This is a genomic window from Brevibacillus sp. 1238 (genome assembly GCF_029892995.1).
Taxonomy (GTDB): Bacteria; Bacillota; Bacilli; order Brevibacillales; family Brevibacillaceae; genus Brevibacillus; species Brevibacillus parabrevis.
This window is the reverse complement of record NZ_JARXWC010000002.1, coordinates 522,868-544,408: the sequence shown is the minus strand read 5'-3', so window position 1 is coordinate 544,408 and position 21,541 is coordinate 522,868. Positions and strand designations below refer to the sequence as shown.

Annotated in this window: 21 protein-coding genes; 2 read left to right on the top strand and 19 right to left on the bottom strand. The window is 48.8% G+C overall.

What is annotated here, in order from left to right; translation table 11 throughout:
- Nucleotides 1-52: 52 nt before the first annotated feature.
- The 15 genes from M2298_RS06545 to M2298_RS06475 form a co-directional block, all read right to left on the bottom strand.
- Nucleotides 53-301 carry a YuzF family protein gene (locus M2298_RS06545; protein ID WP_173598837.1) on the bottom strand — a complete coding sequence of 83 codons (249 nt, stop codon included), beginning with the start codon at nt 299-301 and terminating at the stop codon, nt 53-55.
- Between the two features lie 308 nt (nt 302-609).
- On the bottom strand, nt 610-1,443 hold the full coding sequence (locus tag M2298_RS06540; protein ID WP_173595880.1) for a transglycosylase domain-containing protein: 834 nt from the start codon (nt 1,441-1,443) through the stop codon (nt 610-612).
- Nucleotides 1,444-1,552: 109 nt separating this feature from the next.
- Nucleotides 1,553-3,133 (bottom strand): acetate--CoA ligase, encoded by a 1,581-nt coding sequence (locus tag M2298_RS06535; protein ID WP_280648345.1) that lies wholly within the window; start codon nt 3,131-3,133, stop codon nt 1,553-1,555.
- A 222-nt stretch (nt 3,134-3,355) separates the two neighbouring features.
- Entirely contained in the window at nt 3,356-4,261 is a 906-nt protein-coding gene (locus tag M2298_RS06530) for a C40 family peptidase (protein WP_122963436.1), read from the bottom strand.
- 280 nt (nt 4,262-4,541) lie between these two features.
- Entirely contained in the window at nt 4,542-5,171 is a 630-nt protein-coding gene (locus M2298_RS06525; protein ID WP_280648344.1) for a fumarylacetoacetate hydrolase family protein, read from the bottom strand.
- Between the two features lie 72 nt (nt 5,172-5,243).
- Entirely contained in the window at nt 5,244-5,777 is a 534-nt protein-coding gene (locus M2298_RS06520) for a hypothetical protein (protein ID WP_122963438.1), read from the bottom strand.
- A gap of 157 nt (nt 5,778-5,934) precedes the next feature.
- Nucleotides 5,935-6,546 (bottom strand): VanW family protein, encoded by a 612-nt coding sequence (locus M2298_RS06515; protein ID WP_122963439.1) that lies wholly within the window; start codon nt 6,544-6,546, stop codon nt 5,935-5,937.
- Nucleotides 6,547-6,762: 216 nt separating this feature from the next.
- Entirely contained in the window at nt 6,763-7,206 is a 444-nt protein-coding gene (locus M2298_RS06510) for an ABC transporter substrate-binding protein (RefSeq protein WP_280648343.1), read from the bottom strand.
- Nucleotides 7,178-7,846: a helix-turn-helix domain-containing protein gene (locus M2298_RS06505; RefSeq protein WP_280648342.1), complete on the bottom strand. Its 669-nt coding sequence runs from the start codon at nt 7,844-7,846 to the stop codon at nt 7,178-7,180. Before M2298_RS06505 ends, M2298_RS06510 begins: the two co-directional genes overlap by 29 nt.
- Nucleotides 7,847-8,006: 160 nt before the next feature.
- Nucleotides 8,007-8,357, bottom strand: a complete 351-nt coding sequence (locus M2298_RS06500; protein ID WP_280648341.1) for a TroA family protein — start codon at nt 8,355-8,357, stop codon at nt 8,007-8,009.
- A 237-nt stretch (nt 8,358-8,594) separates the two neighbouring features.
- On the bottom strand, nt 8,595-9,527 hold the full coding sequence (locus tag M2298_RS06495; RefSeq protein ID WP_280648340.1) for a VanZ family protein: 933 nt from the start codon (nt 9,525-9,527) through the stop codon (nt 8,595-8,597).
- Between the two features lie 28 nt (nt 9,528-9,555).
- The gene (locus tag M2298_RS06490) at nt 9,556-12,147 is read right to left on the bottom strand and encodes an ABC transporter permease (RefSeq protein ID WP_280648339.1); all 2,592 of its coding nucleotides are present in this window, start codon (nt 12,145-12,147) and stop codon (nt 9,556-9,558) included.
- Nucleotides 12,144-12,827, bottom strand: a complete 684-nt coding sequence (locus M2298_RS06485; RefSeq protein WP_122963445.1) for an ABC transporter ATP-binding protein — start codon at nt 12,825-12,827, stop codon at nt 12,144-12,146. The genes M2298_RS06490 and M2298_RS06485 overlap by 4 nt, the downstream gene beginning before the upstream one ends.
- Nucleotides 12,828-12,928: 101 nt before the next feature.
- Nucleotides 12,929-13,930: a sensor histidine kinase gene (locus M2298_RS06480; protein WP_242771638.1), complete on the bottom strand. Its 1,002-nt coding sequence runs from the start codon at nt 13,928-13,930 to the stop codon at nt 12,929-12,931.
- A complete protein-coding gene (locus M2298_RS06475) occupies nt 13,931-14,614 on the bottom strand; it encodes a response regulator transcription factor (protein WP_217021801.1) in 684 nt (227 codons plus the stop codon).
- A gap of 259 nt (nt 14,615-14,873) precedes the next feature.
- Between M2298_RS06475 and M2298_RS06470 the strand changes: the two genes are divergently transcribed.
- Nucleotides 14,874-16,193, top strand: a complete 1,320-nt coding sequence (locus M2298_RS06470; protein ID WP_122963448.1) for a serine hydrolase domain-containing protein — start codon at nt 14,874-14,876, stop codon at nt 16,191-16,193.
- Nucleotides 16,194-16,325: 132 nt separating this feature from the next.
- Here the strand turns inward: M2298_RS06470 and M2298_RS06465 are convergent, their stop codons facing one another.
- Both M2298_RS06465 and M2298_RS06460 read right to left on the bottom strand, forming a co-directional pair.
- Nucleotides 16,326-17,162 (bottom strand): hypothetical protein, encoded by an 837-nt coding sequence (locus M2298_RS06465; protein WP_063227064.1) that lies wholly within the window; start codon nt 17,160-17,162, stop codon nt 16,326-16,328.
- Between the two features lie 422 nt (nt 17,163-17,584).
- Nucleotides 17,585-18,751: an SMP-30/gluconolactonase/LRE family protein gene (locus tag M2298_RS06460; RefSeq protein ID WP_063227063.1), complete on the bottom strand. Its 1,167-nt coding sequence runs from the start codon at nt 18,749-18,751 to the stop codon at nt 17,585-17,587.
- Between the two features lie 543 nt (nt 18,752-19,294).
- On the opposite strand from M2298_RS06460, the gene M2298_RS06455 reads away from it, so the two are divergent.
- Complete coding sequence (locus M2298_RS06455; protein WP_122963650.1) at nt 19,295-19,951, top strand: TetR/AcrR family transcriptional regulator; 657 nt, start codon at nt 19,295-19,297, stop codon at nt 19,949-19,951.
- A gap of 481 nt (nt 19,952-20,432) precedes the next feature.
- Here M2298_RS06455 and M2298_RS06450 read toward each other — a convergent pair whose 3' ends face one another.
- A complete protein-coding gene (locus M2298_RS06450) occupies nt 20,433-20,936 on the bottom strand; it encodes a DinB family protein (RefSeq protein ID WP_063227062.1) in 504 nt (167 codons plus the stop codon).
- Nucleotides 20,937-21,117: 181 nt separating this feature from the next.
- Complete coding sequence (locus tag M2298_RS06445; protein ID WP_063227061.1) at nt 21,118-21,540, bottom strand: hypothetical protein; 423 nt, start codon at nt 21,538-21,540, stop codon at nt 21,118-21,120.
- Nucleotide 21,541: the final 1 nt, after the last annotated feature.

Here is a 21,541-nt window from a genome sequence, read left to right as displayed (position 1 = left end):
GTCATCCTCCTGTCTTTACTGTTTTATGAGGGGGAAAGGTTGTATCATGTCACTAACTCGGCATGACCCAGACGATTTGCTGTATGCGCACGAAAAACGTAGAGCCGCCGACTCGCAAAACGACGTGGTCGGGCAGGACGTTGACTACGTTTCCTCGGAGGTTTCCTTGCGTCGTTTGGATGGTAACATCACGCTGCACAACGCCTAACAACGTTTGATACACGAACGGGTCAATCAACGACGTCATCGACGGGGTGTTTGATCCCGGCTGGGACTGGGGCTGATACGGATACGCATTCATGACACTCGTGGCTCCTTCCTGTAGTTCCTCCCCTTACTTTATGCAGCGTTCGGGATATGGGTGAGAGCACAGCTCATCCATGCCGCACGCTCTGCGACAGATGAGTGAACAGCTACAACCCCTACTGCCTGCCCTGTGACTGATGAGCAAACAGCTACAACCCTACTGCCTGCCCTTCGACAGATGAGTGAACAGCAACCCTGCCGCCTCCTCTGTAACTGACGAGTGCCCCCCGCAAAAAAAAGCCCGGCCCCCTGCCTTTCAGACAGAAGACCGAGCCTCGCTTCATTAATCGTGTAAGGATGGAGTTACAGCGAAGACTTGCCCTTGCTGTTCTTCGCTCCCGTAACCACTACGTTTTCCAGCTTGGCCGCTTTGAGCGTCTCTTGATCGATGACGTTCAGCTCCGCCATTCTGTTCAGGACAACCGCCTGACGGGACTTGGCCTTTTCCCAATGCTTCACAGGCGAATACGCTTCCGGCGCCTTTGGCAAAGACGCGAGGATCGCTGTTTCCCCGATCGTCAGCGGAACTTTTCCCCCTGCTGTTGCCGCAGATTTGTTGAAGTAAAACTCGGCAGCTTCGCCGATGCCGTAGTGCCCGTGTCCGAAGTAAATCACGTTCAGGTACATTTCCAGCAGCTCTTTTTTGCTGTAGCGCTGTTCCAGTTGCAAGGCAATCGCCATTTCCTTGACTTTTCTGCCCATCGTTTTGTCATGGGTCAAAAACAGGTTGCGGGCGAGCTGCATCGTGATCGTGCTGCCCCCCTGCACGTAGGCGCCTTCGCGAACATCGATCCAGATCGCCCGGGCAAGCCCGTACGGATCGACTCCCGGATGCTGCATGTACCGATGATCTTCAATTGCCACGAACGACTTCCAGACATAATCAGGCATCTCGTCGAGCTTGACGTAGGCACCGTGAGCCGGGTGCTGCACGGCCGCCAGCTTTTGGTCATCGATCCACCAGTTGCCGGCCCAGGTCAAGACAACCGGAGTCAAAATCGTAACAATCAACATGAAAACAAGCAAAATGCCCGCTCTTTTTTTCCACGACCATGCCCGCTTTCGCGCTGGCTGGTTTACGGTTGCTGCTGCATATGGATTCGCGTTTCCCCCTACCGGGACGGAAAGCTGGTTCATGCTACATTCCCCCTTGCCTTGCAGTACACCTTCATTGTAAGGAAGGGGGATGTTATCTCCCATCGAATCCACTTACAGCAAGCTTACAATTTCGTAAGGCTTGCCCCGATCAATAACGATGCGTTCCGGCCTCCTGCTGGCGCAGCTCGATCCGTCTGATCTTGCCCGATGTCGTTTTCGGCAGTTCCTGGACAAATTCGATCTTGCGCGGATATTTGTACGGCGCAGTCAATGTTTTGACATGATCCTGAAGCTCGGCAACCAGCCCGTCAGACGGCGTCTGGCCTTTTTTCAAAATCACAAACGCCTTCACCACATGTCCGCGTTCCGGATCGGGACTGGCGACCGCCGCGCACTCGGCCACTGCCGGATGCTTGACCAGCGCATCTTCCACTTCGAACGGCCCGATCGTATAGCCGCCAGAGATGATGATGTCATCCGAGCGGCCTTCGAACCAGATGTAGCCGTCCTCATCCATCTGCCCCTGATCGCCCGTGACGTACCAGTCGCCACGGAAAGCTCTCGCCGTGCGCTCGGGATCGTCCAGGTACCCTTTGAACAGCGCCACCAGATTGCGGTCAATGGCAATATCGCCGACTTTGCCGACGGGCAGCTCGTGCCCTTCCTCGTCAATAATTGCAATCCGCACGACTGGCGAAGGCTTGCCCATCGAACCAGGCTTCGGCTCCATGCCGACAAAGGTGCCGACCAAAAGCGTGCTTTCCGTCTGTCCATAGCCGTCGCGCACCGTCAACGCAAATTCGCGGCGGAACGTGTCAATCACTTCCCGATTCAACGGCTCGCCTGCCGAACATGCCGAGCGCAGCGCTTGCAGCTTGTACTGCGACAGATCGGATACTTTTGCCATCAGCCTGTATTCGGTTGGCGTGGCACACAGCACGGAAACGGGGTAATTTTGCAAAATAGTCAAATAGTTTTCGGCAACGAACCGTCCTTTGTAGACGAACGCCGTCGCTCCCATCCCCAACGTGGATACGAACGGACTCCAGATCCACTTCGCCCACCCAGGGCCTGCTGTCGCCCAGACCAGGTCGCCTTCGCGCACATCGAGCCACTGCTTGGCTGCTACCGCCAGATGGGCGAACGGCCAGCCGTGGACGTGCATGACGCCTTTTGGCCCGCCTGTCGTCCCGGACGTGTAGGACAAAAACGCAAGCTCGTCAGCGTCCGTATCTGCTGCGGTACATTCTTCACTCTGCCCTTCCATCAGTCCGGCAAGCGATACCCAGCCGTCTTTGCCTGCTCCTGTTGTGATGTAATACGTCAAGCTTGGGCAGTTGCCGCGAGTCGGCTCCACCTCGTCCATCACCCCGTCAAAGCTGATGACTGCTTTCGCTCTGGCGTGGTTCACCCGATATTCGATGTCTTTGTAGCGCAGCATTTCCGATCCGGGCATGATGACGGCGCCCAGCTTCAGCAAGGCGAGGTACAGTCCGTAGGCAAGTGTGCCGCGAGAGACGAGCACCAGCACCCGATCCTTTTCGCCAATCCCGATGGAGCCAAGTGCATTGGCGATGCGATTGGAATAGCGGCGCAACTCCTCATAGGTCAAAATGTGTTCGTTTCCTTGCTCGTCCAACTCCCAGACAGCGCGTCTTTCCGGGTTCTTTTTCGCCCACTCATCGACTTGCGCCGCGAAGTTGTATTTGACTGGCATGTTCAATTTCAAATGACACACCCCCACTTTGTTTACGTATGTAAAAAGACACTTCGACGTTTTTTTAATTTTTCCTCTTTACACTCTATTCAAACAAAAGAAAAACAGCGTCATGATACAAAAATTGGCACGCCATACGGGCGAAACGATTATGGCACTTCCTACGTCATACATAACAAAGGCCCCCATGCAGATGCACGAGAGCCGATTCGAACTGATGACACTGTATGAAGGTTACAGAACGCGCTTGACTTTGACAACACGCTTTTCCCAGTTCGTCCCATCGTACTTGGAATACGTCACACCAGGACTGCCGTACGTGTGCAAGATTTTGCCGTTTCCAGCATAGATCGCCACGTGCGTGATCCGGTCGGAGGAGCTGTTGGCGGAAGCCTTCATGAAGAGCAGGTCACCTTTTTGCAGGTTCTTCTTGGACACAGTCGTACCTACTGTGGATTGCTGGCGGGAGTCGCGCGGCAACGTGATTCCCGCTTCCTTGAAGACGCGCTGCGTGAAGGAAGAGCAGTCAAACGTTTTGGTGCTGCTGCTGGAAGAACCGTACTTGTATTTCGTTCCCATATACTTTTCACCGATCTTGATTACTTTGTTGGCAAGATCGCTTGGAGCTTGCTGTGTATCGTCTCCGGAATTATCCGAAGAGCTTGTCTCTTCCAAAATGCGGCGAGCCCCTACGAATTTGTCGCTGTACTCGGAATAGCTTTTCACGACAACGGCATCCTCGCCTTGGGAGGAATAGACGAATTGATCATTGCCTATGTATATTCCCATAAAAGATGCGCTTCCGCTTCCTGTCGATGAGAAGAATACCAGGTCTCCCGGCTCAACGCTGTCTTGGGAGACTTTTTTGCCTGCCTTGGACAAGCTTGAGATCGTGCTGCCGATTGTGATGCCGACTTGTTTGTACGTGTACGTAGCCAGCTCTGCGGAACCGAATTGTTTTGGACCTTTTGCTTTATATTCATAATCTTTCCCAATCAGCGATGTGGCAATATTGACTACATCAGATTGTTTTGAATCTTGCGTCTTAGCGGCCGCCTGTCCAACTTGACCACCCATTAACAGGGACGTACTCAGTAGGACTGCTATTGTTGACTTCATTACCCAATCTCGTTTCGTCACTTTCTTTTCCTCCTTGTTATGTTGTGGCACCCGTCTTGGGTACATGGACAGATTACCGCAGGAGGAAACAGGAGGATAAGACCGTAAAATTTACCAATTCAGGAATTAGTAGCATCGGACTACTCAGAAAACAAGCGGCAAAGTAGGCTGTTCTTGCCTTTTAGTTCCATAGCACCAGAAGCCATTGAGAAACGATTTCAATGGCGCGATGCACGAAAAAAACCCATCTTCTGCCTGATCATGTCAGAAGATGGGTTTTCTCTTGGCGGAGTAAGGCTCGTTATCCTTTCAATCTGGCGGTAAACTGGCCCCACTCTTCGTCGCCCCATTTGAGTGTCAGCACATCGCCGTCTGCCACTGGCCCGACACCCGCTGGTGTTCCCGTGTAAATGATGTCGCCAGCTCCCAGACCGAAATGTTCTTCTACATAAGCCAAAATCGTTTCCAGATCAAAGATGACGTCGCTAATATTACCTCGCTGAACTTGCTCGCCGTTTTTATGCAGCGAAAAGTCGGCTTGCTGCAAGGCAGACAGCCCCGAGAACGGCTGAAACGGCGTCAAGATTGCGGAATTTTTAAACCCTTTGGCAAGCAACCACGGATGGCCAGCGCTTTTCAGCTCGCTTTGCACATCGCGCAACGTAAAATCAATGCCCAAGGCGACTTTGTCAATCACCTGCTCAAGCGCACAGCCTGGCTCATACGGTCTTGCGATATGCACGACAATCTCCGCTTCATAATGAAGCTCGCCGCGCGTGCCAGGCAGCGCGATTTCCTGCCCGTTCGTCATGGCCAAAGCGTGTGTCGGCTTGGCAAATATCATCGGCTTTTTCGGTACGTCATTCCCCAGCTCAGCCGCGTGCAGTCGGTAGTTGCGGCCCACACAGTATATATTGCGGATTTGTTCCATTTTTGTCCTCTCCTTATGAAAGCTTGTCGCTCCCATTTACTATATCATGGCAGAGAGGACGGCAAAAGCCGCTCAATACTCGTCAAAGCAGTTGTCATAGCCCGGCCACAGCCTTGCGTTTCCTCTGGCCTCCACTTCAAATACGGTATCGCAAATCGCTTCCAGCGCGCTCTCCAAATCCGTTGCTTCATCAGAAGCCCACATGAACCCGTAGCGGAGTCTGACCATTTGTTCGTTCTTTTCATACAGGACGAACTCCAGCTGCTGGTGCTGCTCAATGACCGCTTTGCGCGCCAGAACGGTTGCGTCGAGCGAAAACAATCCATCCCACTCCGAGATGACATAAGTGGAAGTCACCTCGATCCAGAGAGCGCAAGCATCGTTTTTCCGGCGAAAGACAACAGAGTCTTCGCGATAAAATCCGTATCCAGAAGGAAGGGCGCCTTGAAGCTTGAATGCAATTCCTACAGGCAAGTCTTCCGGCTTCAGTGCTCCGACAAACCTTCCCGGCAAAAGATAGTATTCATCTTGCTGGCAAGAGCTGAGAGGCTCCCCCATCACGAGCACGCGCTGGTTCTTTTTCTCGCCTGTCACCTGTACGTACATTGCGGCACCTCCTTTTCACACAGTATGGTCACGAATGCCTGCCTCAAAACCAAATTGTGTGTGGCTCTATCCATTATTTTACTTTTCCTGAAGACAAAAAAACAGAGAGGTACATCCCAATTTGATGTCCTCCCCGGATTTGCCTGGCTATTCGCGATTAGGCACGCACGATGGCGATCACTACATCGCTGTCTTTGTATGTTTTGGCTTTCACTTTAACGGGAAAATCGTACGGATTTTGAAATTGAAAATCAAGCACACCGAAGGCAACGGTCGCATCCTGGCCCGCTGGCACGTAGCCCACAGACTTGCTGTGATTGTGGCGCTCGACGATCGTCATTCCCGCCTCCGCTGTCGCGTTGTACAAGGTGCTGGAGACTTGGCAAATCCCGCCGCCGAAATCGTCTGTAAGCTGTCCGTTCAAGATGACGCCAGCCTGCTTCCAGCCGTCTTCCTCCAGATTGGAGTTTCCGACTTCTTTATTATAAGAAAAGACAGCTTGTGGCGCGATCTTCTCGTTGTTGATTTTTTTCATCGCCTTTTTGATGTTGTGCTTGCGTGCATCTGTGCTGTCTTTCATCGTCGTATGGTAAAAGCCGAGGACGTCTTTGTCTTTGATGTCCATTTTGTCCAAAAAGGCTTCGCGCTGCTCAGTCAAGGAAAGCTCAGCCGTATCCAAGGCAAAGGCAGGAACGGACAAAGCGTGCGTCCATCCGGAAAACAATAAAGCCGTCATCACACCTACTCGCCAAAGCCGAAGTTTGTTCATGCTCCTCTTCTCCCTCGCTTCCATTCATGCTGTCTGTGTATCAGTCGGGCTTGCAAGAACCAAGCCACAACCTCGCTATCCTACTGTAGCCCATGCATGAATGAGCGAGCAACCTGCAAATCTTGGACCGCTTTCCTAGAAAAAGGAAGACCGCTCCCATCCGGGCGGTCTGTCCTGGCTATGTGGCTTTTCTTTTGCACAAACGGGAATGATCGCTCAGCCCAATGCCTGGACGACCTGCTCCAGCTTCTTGGTGTTGGCAATCATTCCGTTGTTCATCCACGTCAAAAAGTCGACCTCGTAAACGTGCTGGTTGCGAACGGCTGGAAGTGCGCTCCACATAGGATCAGCGAGTATGTCACGCTCCGCTCCGGGCGCTTGCGTATGCCACTTGTCAAAGGTCACAAACAGATGGTCAGCTTGCAGATGCGCTAATTGCTCCCTGGTCAGGCTGACCATCGGTGCATGCTCCGTCTCGGTAAAACCAGGGTATTGCCGATACGGATGCAGCCCCAAATCACGATACAATACAGAGCCGCTGAACCCTTTTTCTGCATTTGCGTACAGAAAAATATGGTCGGCGGAAATGCGCAGGCAAGCAACCGACTGCTTGTCCGCGATGCCTTGCAAATCACGGCGCGCGCTGGGCTTTTGCTTCATAGGCAGCAATCTGTTCCTCCGCCTGCTCTGTCCGCCCGAAATAATCGGCTACTTTGCGCAGCAAAAAGCGCCAATTCTCGCTTGATTGCGGCAACACGCACGTGTGGGAGATGCGTCGGCACTGCTCGTACAAGTAATATTCGTTGTTGAATCCCATATGCGCAGCGATATCTTGCAAACGGTCGTCGGTTTGCGCCAGCATTTTTTTCGTGCGCTCAATCCGCACGTCGTTCAAAAAATCGAGCGGCAGCTGCCCTGTCGCCTGTTTAAACAATCGTGTAAACCGCCAACGATCCACCTGGACGATACGCGCCAACTCTTCTACGGTCAACGTCTCCTGGCAATAATGAAGCATGTGCTGGATCGAGCGCTTCACGGCTTCGCGCTTGTCGGGCACGCTTGCGGACTCGGCAGACAGCCGCTTGTTTTGGAACAGTAACAAAAGCAATTGCTGAAACCGAACCGGACAGGCAAACGCCGCTGTCTCCTTCTGCGCGAAACGACAGCGCATCATTTCATCCAGCCATTCCAGACAGAGCGAAAACGGAACACCTTGCACCGCTCCCCAGCAAGGAAAGTGCTTGTACGGCTCCCCTTCTTCGCCTGGATCATCGGCGCTGTTCGGCTTCTGCCTGTGCATCGAAAAAGCGAGCCAGTAAACTGATTGCTAGGTATCTACCATGAGCTTTTTCACATTTTGAAAATGAAATTCATTATCATCAACTCCGATTGTAGCGAAAAAAAGAAAGCTCTTCAACCTATGTTGAAAAACTTTCTTCTGCGTCAATCGCGCTATTGTTTTAGCTGGCAAACAGCTTCAGCAGCTCGTCCATTTTTTTGTGGTTCGCCATAATCGCGCCCTTCTGCCAGTAAGAACGCTCCACCGGATAGACGTTGCCTTTTTTCACCGCAGGGACCGTCTGCCAGACCGGATTTTTCAACAGCTCCTGCAATGCCTGCTCGTTGCCCGCCTCTGCCCACGTTCCATTCGACGGCAAAATAATCAGATGATCGGCGTCAAGCTGCGGCAACGAGTCGCTTTGCACTGCCTGTCCGCTCGCCCCTTCTTTTGCCGCGCAGCCTGTCAGCGCAATCGCCGCTGACAATGCGAACACCAGCAGACCCGTTTTTCTGGAACTCAACCGCTTCACATCAACCACTCCTACAATACAAATAATTCTCATTATCACTGATTCACAAGCATTGTATCCCATGCCTCCCCTTCCCTCAATGCACTTTCTCGACAGTGGCGTTTATACAAAATTTGTCTGTTGCTGGTTTCCATAAAAGAAACAGCGGCGAGCCAAGACCTGAAACGAAGTCCTGGACTGCCGCTGTTGTGAGGAATTTGGCCAAGGAAATAGTTTCCCCGTTGCGTAATGCCTGGCTCAATTCCAGAAATATTTCATCTCTCTAAATCCCACATCCCATAGTTGTTCATTTCCCTCAATGGTGATCGTCAGCTCATTTGCTTGTTCGAGGAAAATTTCAAACACTCCCGGCTCATGGAGTTGATCTTCTGCAGCCGCGAACAGAAACTCATGTCCATCGACGGCAACCCTTATGCTTCCAGTAAAATCCTTTTGGTCGGGAATCCCATAATACAAGGAGAGAAAAAGCTCCTTGTTGCCCAACGTATACGTGTACGTTTCCCTGTTTTTGCCTTCGACGCTGTACACATTGTATGTGGGTTCTACCTGTTGACCGCCGATTTTAAAGCTGTATGGTTTGCTTCCCGTTGCTGGATTTCCGGTGCTATCTGTCAGTTCATGTAACGCCACAAAAGGTCCTGCTTCTTTGGTGAACACTTTGTCAACAATCGCGCAAAATCCCCACACCCCGATCATCAGGACGGCAATAGAAATGCCTGTCGCAGCTATATTTCTCCAGACGTTTTTGGTCCGTATGCCAAGTTTGTACGCCCCGAATCCGATTGCTGCCCCTGATGAGTTTTGAATGACGTCGTTCACATCGAAGCTGCCGAGCAAAGTGAGCGCCTGAATGGTTTCCAGCACAAGAATGGACAGCAAAAACCATGCGATGAATCGAACAAAGCTGGTCCGGTATAGCAACGGAATCAACACGCCAAAAGGGATGAAAGCGGCAATGTTGCCAAAATCCACAAAATCCATCAGTGTAGGATGAAGCAAATCTGCTATACTTGGCAGCTTGAAAAAACTGTCCGGTACAAAAAGAAAGGTGTAGTCGGTCATTTGCCCGATCGTATCTAACCTGCCGAAAGCGAGAAAGATAAAATACAGAATCACCATGGTATAAAGTATGGTTAGGGCAAGAATGATCTTGCGCTGCTGGGTAGTCATGGTTTGCTCCTCCAAAGACGATTGCCTATCATGCATGCTCTTGCTTCAACGCATCGATAATGTTTTCCCCTTTTACTTTCGCGCCGGCATACAGCATGGCGGAGCCGACGATGACAAATACGGCGACAATGACAGACAAAATACTCATCCAGGGCAGGGCGAATCCATAGCTGAATTTGTTCGCCAATGCTCGATAGATCAGATACATCACGACGAAGCTGACGGGAAGCCCAAACAGCAGCGCCTTGACCCCGTAAAAAATACTTTCGTAGTTCAGCATCTTCGCAAAGCCTTTTGGCGTCATTCCAACAGATTTCAGCATCGCAAATTCTCGCTTGCGAAGGGCTACACCCGTCGAGATCGTGTTAAAAATGTTCGCAATGGAAATCGCTGAAATTAATACGATAAAGCCATAGGAAAAGACGGACATCAACAAAATCCGTTGTTCTTTGCTTTTTCTGGATTGATACAAATTGTAGACGTGCAGATTGGTCTCATGCAGCTCTTCGATTTCTTGCTGCGTTTTCAACGGTTCCGTACTTTTCAAATGGAGAAAGGTCTGAACGTGAGCCAGCTCCTCGGCATCAGCGAGTCGATTCATGACGCGTTCCGAAACGACGATGTTTAACCAGCCTATTTCTGGCGTGTTCATCCCCATAGGAGCTTGATCCGTCAACGCAGCAACGGTCACTTTGTTTCCCTTCGTTTTTTCTCCCGTTTCTTTATCGCTTTTCGCAAACTCGATACTTTCACCGACTTGCGTATAGATCGCTTTCGCTTGGACATATTTTCCCGTAGCCATCTCTTTGTAATGAATCGTATCCAGCACAATCGCGGCAGGCTGATCCGGATTCGTAAGCTGTTCGTAATCTGCGCCGACCGCTTTGGCATAAGCTTGCAGACTCGAATCGTCTAAGGCGTGAATTATTATATCGTAAGCATATTTTCCGTTCCGGAGCAAACTCCTATCCTGCTTAACCTTCTCTCGCAATTCATCGGCGATGAGCGCTTCGTCGACCCAAGCGTTTCGGTACAACGCGTGAATCACGTTGTACTCCGTTACGTTATCAAGGGAGGCAATGGATTGAACCAGCCTGTCGTCGATTCTTTTTCCATCGCCGTACGATACTTCCATATCGTAATTGACGCCTTCCTGCGACAGTTCGATGGATTGCTTCAGACTGGCGGTAAAAAACGATACCGATAAAAACAAAACGATGCTGACGACGAGCGAAAAAACGATGGCATGGTATCTCCGTTTGTTCCTTTTCAAGTTTTTCAAGCCGATCTCCGCTTCGATGCCAAACAGCTTGCGAACGAGCTTTGACGTTTTCACCGCTTTGGCCGTAAGCTTTACATCGGTAGTTTGGCGAATCGCGTCCATGGCGGAAATCTTGGATGCTTTGACTGCCGGGAGATACGTGGAAATGAAAATCGTCAACATCGAGACAACACAGGTAATCACAAGCGATAACGGTGTGACGACGAGCGTCAGCTTTTCCGCCGTCCATAATGCCCCTTGAATCATGGAGTTTATGAACCAAATCGTAATCCCAATCCCGGCAAGACCGCACAGGATGCCAACGGGAATGCTGATCAAGCCGATGACGACACCTTCAAAAAGCACTGAATTTCTCTTCTGCCTTTTCGTAGCCCCCACGCTCGCAAGCATCCCTAAATGGCGGGAACGTTCCGAGACGGATATGGCAAAAGCATTGTAGATGAGCGACACCGAGCCGATCATAATGACCGCCATCAGAATCGCCGTTAATGAAAACATCATGCTGTACGACGCTTCGCTTTTGGACAAGCCGTAATAATGAAGCAAGTCGTTATTATAGTGAACGGTTTCGATCTGGTTGCTCTCAGCCAAATTTTCCGCATGAGCGAACAAGGTCGGATTGACTTTCTGCAAAGCTACCGCTGCATTAACCCGATCGTTTGCCCCCATGATGGTTTCATCGACATAGCTAATGACCGTATACCCCGGTGCCAACGCCGTTTCCCATTGTGGACGCTTGATGAAGCCTACCACCGTGTACTCTCTCGTCTTTAGATGCTGCAACGTTTCAGTCAATTGGTTTTCTGCCCTGCGCAGCGGTTCGGTTTGATCCAGGGGATGATCGCCCCCATTTTCGAAGCGTTCGCCGACGTGAAGGGTGAGACGATCGCCGATTTCGTACTTCACTTTGGCGTTCGTGGCAACGGCTTCGGAAATAACGACTTCCTTGTCCGTTTGCGGAAGACGCCCCTTGCTCAATTCAACCGGAAATTGCGCGAAGCCTTGCGCATCATATTGCTTGATGAACAAATACGGCTTGTTTTCATTTTGGCTCCCTGCCAATCGGGAATAGCCGAGATCTCGTGTGATCGCAACGGTTTTGGTTGCCTCATCGTCGCGGATCGCCGCAAGCTGTTCTTTGTTTACATCTTGATATTGGACGTGCCACTCCCCATTATCTGCGATGGCTTGCCTGATCATTAAATCCGCAAAGGAAAAAACGAGCGTAGCAACAGCGGTCACCATCGCGACGGAAATGATGACGCCGATGATCGTTACGAGCGTTCGTCTCTTGTTTTGCTGCAAATGCCGGATGGTTAGCGTATGGACAATGTTCATCGCCGGATCACCTCGTCTTTGGCAATCCTTCCGTCTTCAATCGAAATGATCCTGTCGGCTTGCAAGGCGATGCGTTCGTCGTGCGTGATGACGATCAGCGTCTGATGATAAGTTTTATTCAACATTTTTAACAAGTCGACGATCTCGCTGCTGTTTTTGCTGTCCAGATTCCCGGTCGGTTCGTCTGCCAGCATGATCGCAGGATTGCTGATCAGCGCGCGGCCGATCGAAACCCGCTGCTGCTGCCCGCCGGATAATTGATTGGGCAAGTGGTTTAAGCGATGCTGCAAATTCAACGTATTCACAAGACTGTCCAGCTGCTTTTTATCTACCTTTTGTTGATCCAGCAAGAGCGGCAGTGTCATGTTCTCTTCCACCGTCAGGACGGGAATCAGATTGAAAAACTGGTAGATCAGACCGATTTGTCTGCGCCGAAAGATGGCGAGCTGCGTTTCGTTCAAGGCATACATGTCCGTCTCTTCCACAAAAACGTTGCCGCCAGTCGGACGATCTACGCCGCCCAGCATATGCAGGAGCGTTGATTTTCCCGAGCCGGACGGTCCGATAATCGCGACAAATTCGCCTTTTTGGACCGAAAAAGAAACATCGTCAAGCGCCTTCACCGCCGACTCGCCTTTGCCGTATGTTTTGGACAAATGCTCAATCTTTAAAATTTCCATTGTCAAACCTCCATAGCTGTGCTGATGGCTATCATTTTAATGGGCTAAAATGACTTTCAAGTGACGATGAAGGTGACAATTTAGTCACTTACGGACTGCCGCTAAATCACTTGCTTATAAAATTTAATCCGAAACTCGGTCCCCTTCTCGCTGCTGCTCGTCACATCGATCACGCCGTTCTGGCTGGCAACGATGCTATGCGCCATCGCAAGCCCGATGCCGATGCTCCCTTCACTGGCGTTCTTGCCTTTGTAAAAACGTTTAAAAATATACGGCAAATCTTCTTTCGGAATGCCTTTTCCGTTGTCGGCAATGATTATTTCGGTAAACAACGCGTTTTCGAAAAAGGTGATCGCGATTGCTCCGCCTTCATGCGTGTGCTCCACAGCATTTTTCAAAATGTTGATGATTGCTTCGGCTGTCCAATTGAAATCGCCGACAAAAGAGACGTCGGCATCGCCTGCGATGGAAACCGTTTGTCGCTTGATGTCCAGCGGAATCATCACCGGCTCCAGCGCCTTTTCGATCAGGCTGTTCACCGGGATTCGATCTTTTTTGAATGGGACCGTCTTCGCGTCGATTTTCGACAGCTTTAATAAGGAAGAAACAAGCCAATCGATGCGTTCCAGCTGGATGCGAATATTGTGGGTGAACTCCGTTCTTTTGGCCGGAGGGAGGTCGGGGTCGCTTACTAAATCCGCCATGACCGTCATAGAGGTGAGCGGCGTTTTGAGCTGATGCGAAATATCGGAAATCGCATCCGTCAGTTGCCTTTTATCCCGTTGCAAAAGCGAGCGGTGCTCCGAGAGCATGAGCGTCACTTTGTATATATTGTTTTTTAAAATGCTCAGCTCGCCTTCTTGATTATCGCGAACGTCAAGGGAGTCATTGCCGTTGCTAATTTCCCGCAAATAGACGGACAGCTTGTCAAGCTCGCGATATCTCCATCTGGTAAATAACAAACTGCTGCCCATGAGCAAAATCGATAAAATGAACACGAGCGCTGCGGCGACAGGCGAAATAAAAGCGGCGGCAACGAGCGCCGTTACACTGATCAAGCCCATGACGAACAATAACATTTGAATTTCCCGATTTCGCAGCATCTACTCACCAACCTTATAGCCGAAACCGCGGACCGTTTTGATCAATGTCGGATGTTGCGGATCATCCTCCAGCTTTTCCCGCAGCCTTTTGATATAAACGGTTAACGTATTATCGTTCACGAAGTCGCCAGCCACGTCCCAGATTTGCTCCAACAACTGATTTCTTGTGAGCACTTGTCCAATATGGTTTCCAAAAATTAGCAACAAGCGATACTCCAAGGCGGTCAACGGAATTTCAGTGCCGTTTTTATGCACTTTGCCCTCCAACGTATTGATGCGGACATGGTCGATGTCTATGATCGTTTTCGTTTGAGACAGCTTCTGGTATCTGCGCAAGACAGACTTGATTCGGGAGAGAAGCTCGCGAATCCGAAAAGGTTTGGTAATATAATCGTCGGCCCCCATGTCAAGCCCCATCACGACATTGACTTCATCGTCGATCACCGTCAAAAAGATAACCGGGATGTCTCGGCGGTCTTTCACCATTTTGCACAGTTCATAGCCATTTCCGTCCGGAAGCGATAAATCAAACAAGCATAAAGCAAATTGATCGATGTCTTCGGCGAGCACCTTTTTCGCTGAGGCGACATCATGGCAAAGCACGGTGGAAAAACGATCTTGTTGCAGCGAATATTCCAGACCGGACGCGATCGTTTTGTCATCTTCGACTACTAAAATTTTCATCCGCAGATCATCCTTACGATAGAATCACATTCATTTTCCGACTTAATTTCGGCATTATAACAAATTTTTTCAGCAACAGGCAAAAAAATGGCCGTTTCGACGCGCGTGAATGGCGAAACGGCTGTTTTGGTTGCTTGATTCTGATTGCGGAATGAGTTATCCGACCTTCCACCAGAAAATTCCTAATTCCTAAGTTATTTGTTATCATGTTGATAGTTAGCATGTTGCGTTGTGTAACTTCATAGGCAGGGGGAAACTCATGACAGTAGAGGAACGGATTCATCATTGGTTCGAGTCATACGAGAGAAATGGTTACCTGAACGGGTCAATATTGGTTGCTTCCAATGGAAAAATTCTCCTAAACAAAGGATTTGGTATGGCGAATCGGGAACATCAGGTACCGAATACGCCTAACACGAAATTTCGCATCGGTTCCATTACGAAGGCTTTTACAGCTATGTGCATTTTTCAATTACACGAGAAACAAAAATTGAACATAACGGATTATGTCAGCAAGTATCTCCCCTATTATCCCAATAGGAACGGCGTCACGATTTATCATTGCTTAACAAATACATCTGGCATTCCCAATTATACAAGTCATCCAGACTTTTGGTTGCGTACCATGAGACTTCCCTCCTCGTTGCATCAACTTATCGATTCATTTAAAGAGCAAGATTTGGACTTTGAGCCTGGAAGTAACTACGGTTACTCAAACTCTGGCTATGCGTTATTGACTGCCATCATTGAAGCTGTTTCAGGCATGTCCTATGCTGAATATTTACAGCAGCATATTTGTCTTCCGTTGGGTATGTATCATACGGGATGTGATGATGGCGTAAAAGTTATACCTGGTTTGGCTTCCGGATATTCATTTTGGGAAGAACCGATTCATCCCGCCCATCCAGATATGTCTTTTCCGTTAGGAGCATATGGCATGTACTCTACTACGGAAGATTTGCTTATTTGGGATCAAGCCTTACAATCAGCGAAGCTTCTTAACCAAGAACTATCGGAGAAAATGTTTACTCCGAATCTCGGCTCCTATGCTTGTGGTTGGATGATCACTGAATTATTCGGTAGAAAATGTATGCACCACTTTGGAGATATTAGCGGATTCTTTAGTGATTTCCTCAGATTTTTGGAGAATCAAGTTACGATCATCTTTTTGAGCAATTTAAATGTTACCCCTGTCACACATTTAAGTAGAGAAATAGCAAAAACCATATTTGAGGAACATGTCACTTTCCCACCCCCCGCTGACCGTATTGAGTTCACAAAGCTGGACTTTCTAACGGGAAGCTATTTCATTGAAAACAAGATCAATATATCCCTGGAAGTTTCTGCGAAAAATCAGGAACTTTATTTAACGGTTCCGAAAATGTATGGCGTGTTATATAAATTCAAGCTTACTCCGGTCAGTCATGACTCTACCAAGACAACTTTTATCACGGAAACCATTTATGAACAGCTTACGTTTTATCATTCAGCGTCCGGCGAAATAACACAGCTGGAGTACACCGACTATTACGGCGATATTCATAAGGCGTGTAAGGTAGAATCGTTGGGCCATACATGACCGGATAAAGCACTCCCTTTCCGGTCAAGCCTCCCCTTAACACCTCGGCTGGCTTATCCAGCGAAAAATAAAAAGGAGCTTGTCACAACATGACAGCTCCTAGAAATCCAATAGGTTCATACGACTTGTGCTCTAGCCGACAAACGTGCCAAGCAAAGACGGCCATACAGAAATGTTCTCGCGGCAGTGTGGACATACTGTTTCCCCCGCTAAATAATGCAGCTGCCTCACCAATGTTTGCTCCCCGATCGCTTCCGCCTGCTCCGCTAATGTTCGAATTTCTTCCTCTGCAAAAGACGGGGCCGGAACGATTTCATGGGGTGTCTGCTCCGTGTGAAAGACGGGATCTTGTTGAAACACTTGCAGGATTTTTGCCGGATGATCTTCCTGAGGCCATATGTATACATCTTCTGTGCAGGCCGGGCACACGGCCACATACTCGTCGCCGTTCATAAAAGTCATCAACATATTGGCAACAGCATGCGAACCTCGATAAGCGGCATCCGCCACCAAAATATAACGCTTCTCCGTCTCATCCAGGGAAGAATCGGCTGCATAGGAGAATACTTCTTTTGTTAGCGCCTTGAGCTTCGCAATGGCCTCTTCATATTCACGATACAATTCCATACAGACAGAGCTGCCTGCATCTTCAGCCAACTCCGCCCAAGATTCGGGAAATGGGTCCTCGTCGCGCTCATCGCGGCTTGCCTCGATGACACCGCAATTGATAAACAGCTCTTTGCGCACTTCCGCATCAGATGTAGAGCAGGCTATTTGTGCCAAAAACGGCATCGCCGCATATGTAGCCGTATAGATCGTATTTTGGTGGAACAAGTGTTCCTGAAAAAGTTCGTCAAAAATGCCCTGGTCATATTCCTGTATCAATTGCTGTAATAACACAGGTACGTTGTCTGCGGTACTGTAAGGTCCTGTCAGCTTTCCCCATATATCGCTATCCCACTTTAGCAAGTTTTTCCTCCGTTGGTGAGCAGGCTCAAGCCTCTTCCTTTTCTCCCATGAGCCTGCCTCTATCGTTTATTGGCTGACGAGCAAATCCAATCGCCCTTTCCATTGTTGTTCCAGCGCAGTTTCTCGTTTTCTCGCAAAAGCAGTGCGTTTCAGCCGGAATGGTCTGCAAATCAATCTGGTAGAGCTTTCCTCTTACCCGTTCAGCTTATTGTATCACATGAAAAGATTGGCAACAGGGTCAAACATCCCAACTCTTGGAAATCATACAGGATGCTTCTTTGCTTAATGGATTAATCGGGTGATACTGATACTGCTACGGCACGGCACAGCGCGCCCCACTGCTCTCACTTCCGCCCGCGCAGTATCGTGATCGTGCGAATCGCCGTCTTTTGGGAGCTGTGGATCGTGCCAAGATCCAAACATTATTTTGTTAAAAGCACGCGATGAACACCCTTGCTGCCTCCCGGTGCCGTTCCTATATATAAATATCCGTTATGGCTTACAGCCGTAGTTACGCCATACAGTTTGCCTTCCGGATCATGCCAGCTTCCGATCAGCTCCCCCTGCGGGCTGAGCTCTACAGCAAGCCCATGCTTTGCCGGTGCGCTAGCCCCGCTAAGCAGCGACTCCGGCAATTTGGCCATGGTACTGGCTAGCCAAGGATTGCTATGCATCTGATCTACAAAAGAAATGCGAGTCGTGTAAATACCTACCCAGAAATGACCTTGATCATCACGCGTAATGTTGTCTGGAAAGCCTGCGAGATTATCTGCGAAAATATCAGATGTACCCTTCTTCGGTCCTTTAATCCAGTATCTGGTTAATTGATAACGATACGATTCGGCCACTAACACAAAATCTTCATCCGCAGACAAGGCAACTCCGTTTGCAAAATAAAGGTTTTCTAACAAGACGGTCGTTTGCTTGGTTTTTGGATCGTACTTCAGCAAACGACCATGCGGCTTGTTCTCGGCAATTTCTTTGAAAGTTACACTACCATAATTCGAAGTATCCGAAAAATAAATGGAGCCGTCCTTGGCAATATCAAGCTCGTTAGCTAGATAGATCGGCTTACCATCCACTTGATCAGCCAATACCTCTATGTTCCCGGATGGATTAATGGAAAGTAGTCCTCTCTTGATGTCAGTAACGATCAAATCGCCTTTGGCATCGAATATAAGCCCATTAGGGGTTCCTTTGGTGTCTGCAAAAAGTTGGGCTTTTTGCGGATTCCCCTCTGCATCGAAAGGAACCTTGTAAATTTTCCCATCCGAATCTCCTGTATATAGCTGACCTGCTTTATCGAATGTAATAAATTCAGGGAATTGCGGAGCATCAGTCACAAGCTGAGCCGAGCTGAGTTTCCTGTTTTGTTTCCACGGACCCGTTTCCTCAAAAGACGGAGCCGTCGGTGCTAACCATTTTGCAGGCTGGATCGGTGAAGGTACAAGCAAGAAAACGAGTATTCCTAGAACGAGCACTGCGAGCAGCGATAGCCCCCATCTGTATATCCTCGCACGTAATCGTGAGCGTTTAGGGCGATTCACTTCTCCAGCAGATGTAACGGATCGAACTTGTGTATTAGGCATTAGCGTGACTCCTTTTTTCATTTAAGCGTGATTTTAGATTTTGACTTCCAAAATATTGCTTTTATCAAGCTAAGAGCGTGAATGCTTCTCCAGTTTCGGCTAAAGCTGGGTTCCCTCTCTCGCAAGATCCATAACTATAGCCTCGGCTTTGATGCTAAACGTTTTTCTTGTTTGGCCAGTTGCCTCGCGAATGGCTCTCCAATACCGAAGAAGCTCCCATGATGCGCGTCCATTTACCTTAAATCTTCATAACGCCACTCTCCCTTTAGATACTTCGTTTTATTTTGGAAACACCGTTACCGAATGAGCAAAAGTTACTATTGCCGATGCTCAAGGGACGCAACAACAATCTTTTCATTTGGTAACAGTGTTTCTATTCGATCTCATTGTATCCGTGCTTTATTAGAAAGTCAACATGCTCTTTGAATATCGTTGAACATCTGCCGTCTCATTGACAATCGCTTAACAACTGTATAAAATTCCTTGCAAGAGCGTCAGAAACTTTGTTTCCTGACGAAAACCTGATAACCGAAGGTGATGATTATTAGCGATCAAGATATCTCCTCCACTGCGAACTCACGAGTGTTGAAAACTTACCAAGAAGCCCGCTTGCAAAATATTGAAAATCTCCGCAAGCTCGTTGTTGACGCTGCTGCAATGCTCTTGCAAGAAGAAGGTCCGGAAGCCGTTACGGTACGTAAAGTAGCGCAGCAAATGGGTTGCTCGACAAAAATCATTTATAACTTGTTTGTCAATAAAGAGGGATTGGCTCAGCAGTTGTATCTGGACGGTTGTAAACTTCTCGCTAACGAATTAGACGGAACGCCGCAAGCTGCTGATCCTGCACAGCATTTGCAGAATTTAGGCGAAGCCTTTTGGCAGTTCGGGCAGCGTTACTCAAGTTATTATAAATTGATGTTCGGAGGCGCATTCGCGGATTTCAAACCGGATGAGGAAAGCCTAAATGGTACCAAAACGGCCATGCAGCAATTATTGACAGTGATCAACAATGCACAAAAGCAAGGTCTCATCGCTGGCCAGTATGCCCCTGAATTAGTTATACGCGTATTCTGGGCTTCGCTCCATGGTGTCATTCATCTTTACATGGGGGGACATTTGGGAGATGTACAGTCTGCACATGCGGTATATAGGCAAACATTGTCTTTCATTGTAAACTCGTTAATTCCGAATAAAACTTAAAAAACGGCAAGAGGCTTTTTAAAAAAGGCAGATTAGCTAACATTAAGCAAGCGGAAACATTGATTTATCAACGTTTTTGAAATGAATAAGGGGCGTCCCTCAGCCGAAAATCGACTTTTTGGGACAGCCTCTTGTCTTTTAAGCGTACATTCCATGATAATTTCAACTTCCATTCTTTGCTTTACCACTATTTGTGATACGGTTCACCTCAGCGGGCTGCTGTATCAGCTCTGCAAGATGGTCAAGCTCACTCCGAGAATAGTTCCTGTGGACAAATCTGCTTGTGGATTTGAACTTTTCCGCTGGCAGACAGGTTGCCTCTACCTTTTTCACGGCTTCAAGAAACGGCTTCAAGAAAAGAGGATTGCTCCACCTCGATTTGGAACCCTTTCACCTCTCTCTGCACACATAAAAAAGCAGCAGTGCAAGACCTTGCGCATAAAGTCTTAGACTACTGCGATTATATGCCGTTTTACTCACGTTACATTTTCGGGGCTTCCATCCCGAAAATCGCCCATTCTTCTTTTGCCGGGCCGTAAATCCCTGGAACGGTTAAACCTGCCTGTCGCATCAAAACGGTCATTTGTCCGCGATGATGGCTTTGGTGCAAAATCAAAAACATCAAGAGCGCTCCATTGGGCATTTTTTGACCGAGAAAATCTATCCGTTCTTGCAAAGCATCGTCGCTCCATTGCGTTTGTACAGCCTGCACAAAGGCATGACTGGCTTGCTGGTAACGCTCTGCTATGAATGACGCCGAAGTAGGAACAGGCCAATCTTTTTCTGTAGCTTCAAATGTTAAGTCGGTATTGGAAGTAATGATGCGAATGGCCGCTACCGTATGCCAGGCCGTGCGTCCCAAATTCCAGTTCTCCGGAGTGATTTCCTGTTTCAGCGACTCATCCGTCAGATGATTGAGCACTCTTTGTGTTGCTGCGGCTTCGTACTCCCACGATTTTACAAAATGGTCCAAGGTTTGGAACATAGCCAACCTCCACCTCCCTGATCGTTATTGATGATCAGTTCGCCGCACAAATGGATAATCCTCCCAAACACGAAAGCGAACAGATTGGCGATCATTTCAAACTTGTACGTATCTCCCATTGTTGCCTCCCAATCCGCTTATGCTCTCGATTATGAAGCGAAAGTCGTCACGAAACCAACGTCTACTTTCTCCACAAAGTTTTGTTAATATCCGCTAGCCTACTTAACGCTTCTTCTCTGGTATTGACAAACATCAGCTTACGGTCAAAATCGGGAATTTGCTTCGTCAGTCTCGCAATTTGAGATTGGGCGATTGCAGAGGTTAATTTGGTCATAAATCTATGTTTGAACGAAAAGTCGTCCGACACATAAAGAGTCAAGGCGTTGACGAGAGCGGTTTGTACCTCTGTAGAGGATGGTTTGACGTCCTTGACATCCACAATCAGTGCGTATTCGCTTTGGTTCGGAATTTGATTGGCCGTATTCATAAACTCCATGCAGAAAGCCCCGCCCTGCTCCAAATCAAAAAGCCCCTCGGCAAAAGCAATAAAGATACGAGTCTCTTTGTCCACAATCATCCGATACGTCCCTGAACCTTCTTTCATT

Excerpts from the sequence above, each read along its gene's own strand:
- M2298_RS06545 (WP_173598837.1), bottom strand. The coding sequence starts at position 301 with ATGAATGCGTATCCGTATCAGCCCCAGTCCCAGCCGGGATCAAACACC.
- M2298_RS06540 (WP_173595880.1), bottom strand. The coding sequence starts at position 1,443 with ATGAACCAGCTTTCCGTCCCGGTAGGGGGAAACGCGAATCCATATGCA.
- M2298_RS06525 (WP_280648344.1), bottom strand. The coding sequence starts at position 5,171 with ATGGAACAAATCCGCAATATATACTGTGTGGGCCGCAACTACCGACTG.
- M2298_RS06520 (WP_122963438.1), bottom strand. The coding sequence starts at position 5,777 with ATGTACGTACAGGTGACAGGCGAGAAAAAGAACCAGCGCGTGCTCGTG.
- M2298_RS06515 (WP_122963439.1), bottom strand. The coding sequence starts at position 6,546 with ATGAACAAACTTCGGCTTTGGCGAGTAGGTGTGATGACGGCTTTATTG.
- M2298_RS06510 (WP_280648343.1), bottom strand. The coding sequence starts at position 7,206 with ATGAAGCAAAAGCCCAGCGCGCGCCGTGATTTGCAAGGCATCGCGGAC.
- M2298_RS06505 (WP_280648342.1), bottom strand. The coding sequence starts at position 7,846 with ATGCACAGGCAGAAGCCGAACAGCGCCGATGATCCAGGCGAAGAAGGG.
- M2298_RS06495 (WP_280648340.1), bottom strand. The coding sequence starts at position 9,527 with ATGACTACCCAGCAGCGCAAGATCATTCTTGCCCTAACCATACTTTAT.
- M2298_RS06490 (WP_280648339.1), bottom strand. The coding sequence starts at position 12,147 with ATGAACATTGTCCATACGCTAACCATCCGGCATTTGCAGCAAAACAAG.
- M2298_RS06485 (WP_122963445.1), bottom strand. The coding sequence starts at position 12,827 with ATGGAAATTTTAAAGATTGAGCATTTGTCCAAAACATACGGCAAAGGC.
- M2298_RS06480 (WP_242771638.1), bottom strand. The coding sequence starts at position 13,930 with ATGCTGCGAAATCGGGAAATTCAAATGTTATTGTTCGTCATGGGCTTG.
- M2298_RS06475 (WP_217021801.1), bottom strand. The coding sequence starts at position 14,614 with ATGAAAATTTTAGTAGTCGAAGATGACAAAACGATCGCGTCCGGTCTG.
- M2298_RS06470 (WP_122963448.1), top strand. The coding sequence starts at position 14,874 with ATGACAGTAGAGGAACGGATTCATCATTGGTTCGAGTCATACGAGAGA.
- M2298_RS06460 (WP_063227063.1), bottom strand. The coding sequence starts at position 18,751 with ATGCCTAATACACAAGTTCGATCCGTTACATCTGCTGGAGAAGTGAAT.
- M2298_RS06450 (WP_063227062.1), bottom strand. The coding sequence starts at position 20,936 with ATGTTCCAAACCTTGGACCATTTTGTAAAATCGTGGGAGTACGAAGCC.
- M2298_RS06445 (WP_063227061.1), bottom strand. The coding sequence starts at position 21,540 with ATGAAAGAAGGTTCAGGGACGTATCGGATGATTGTGGACAAAGAGACT.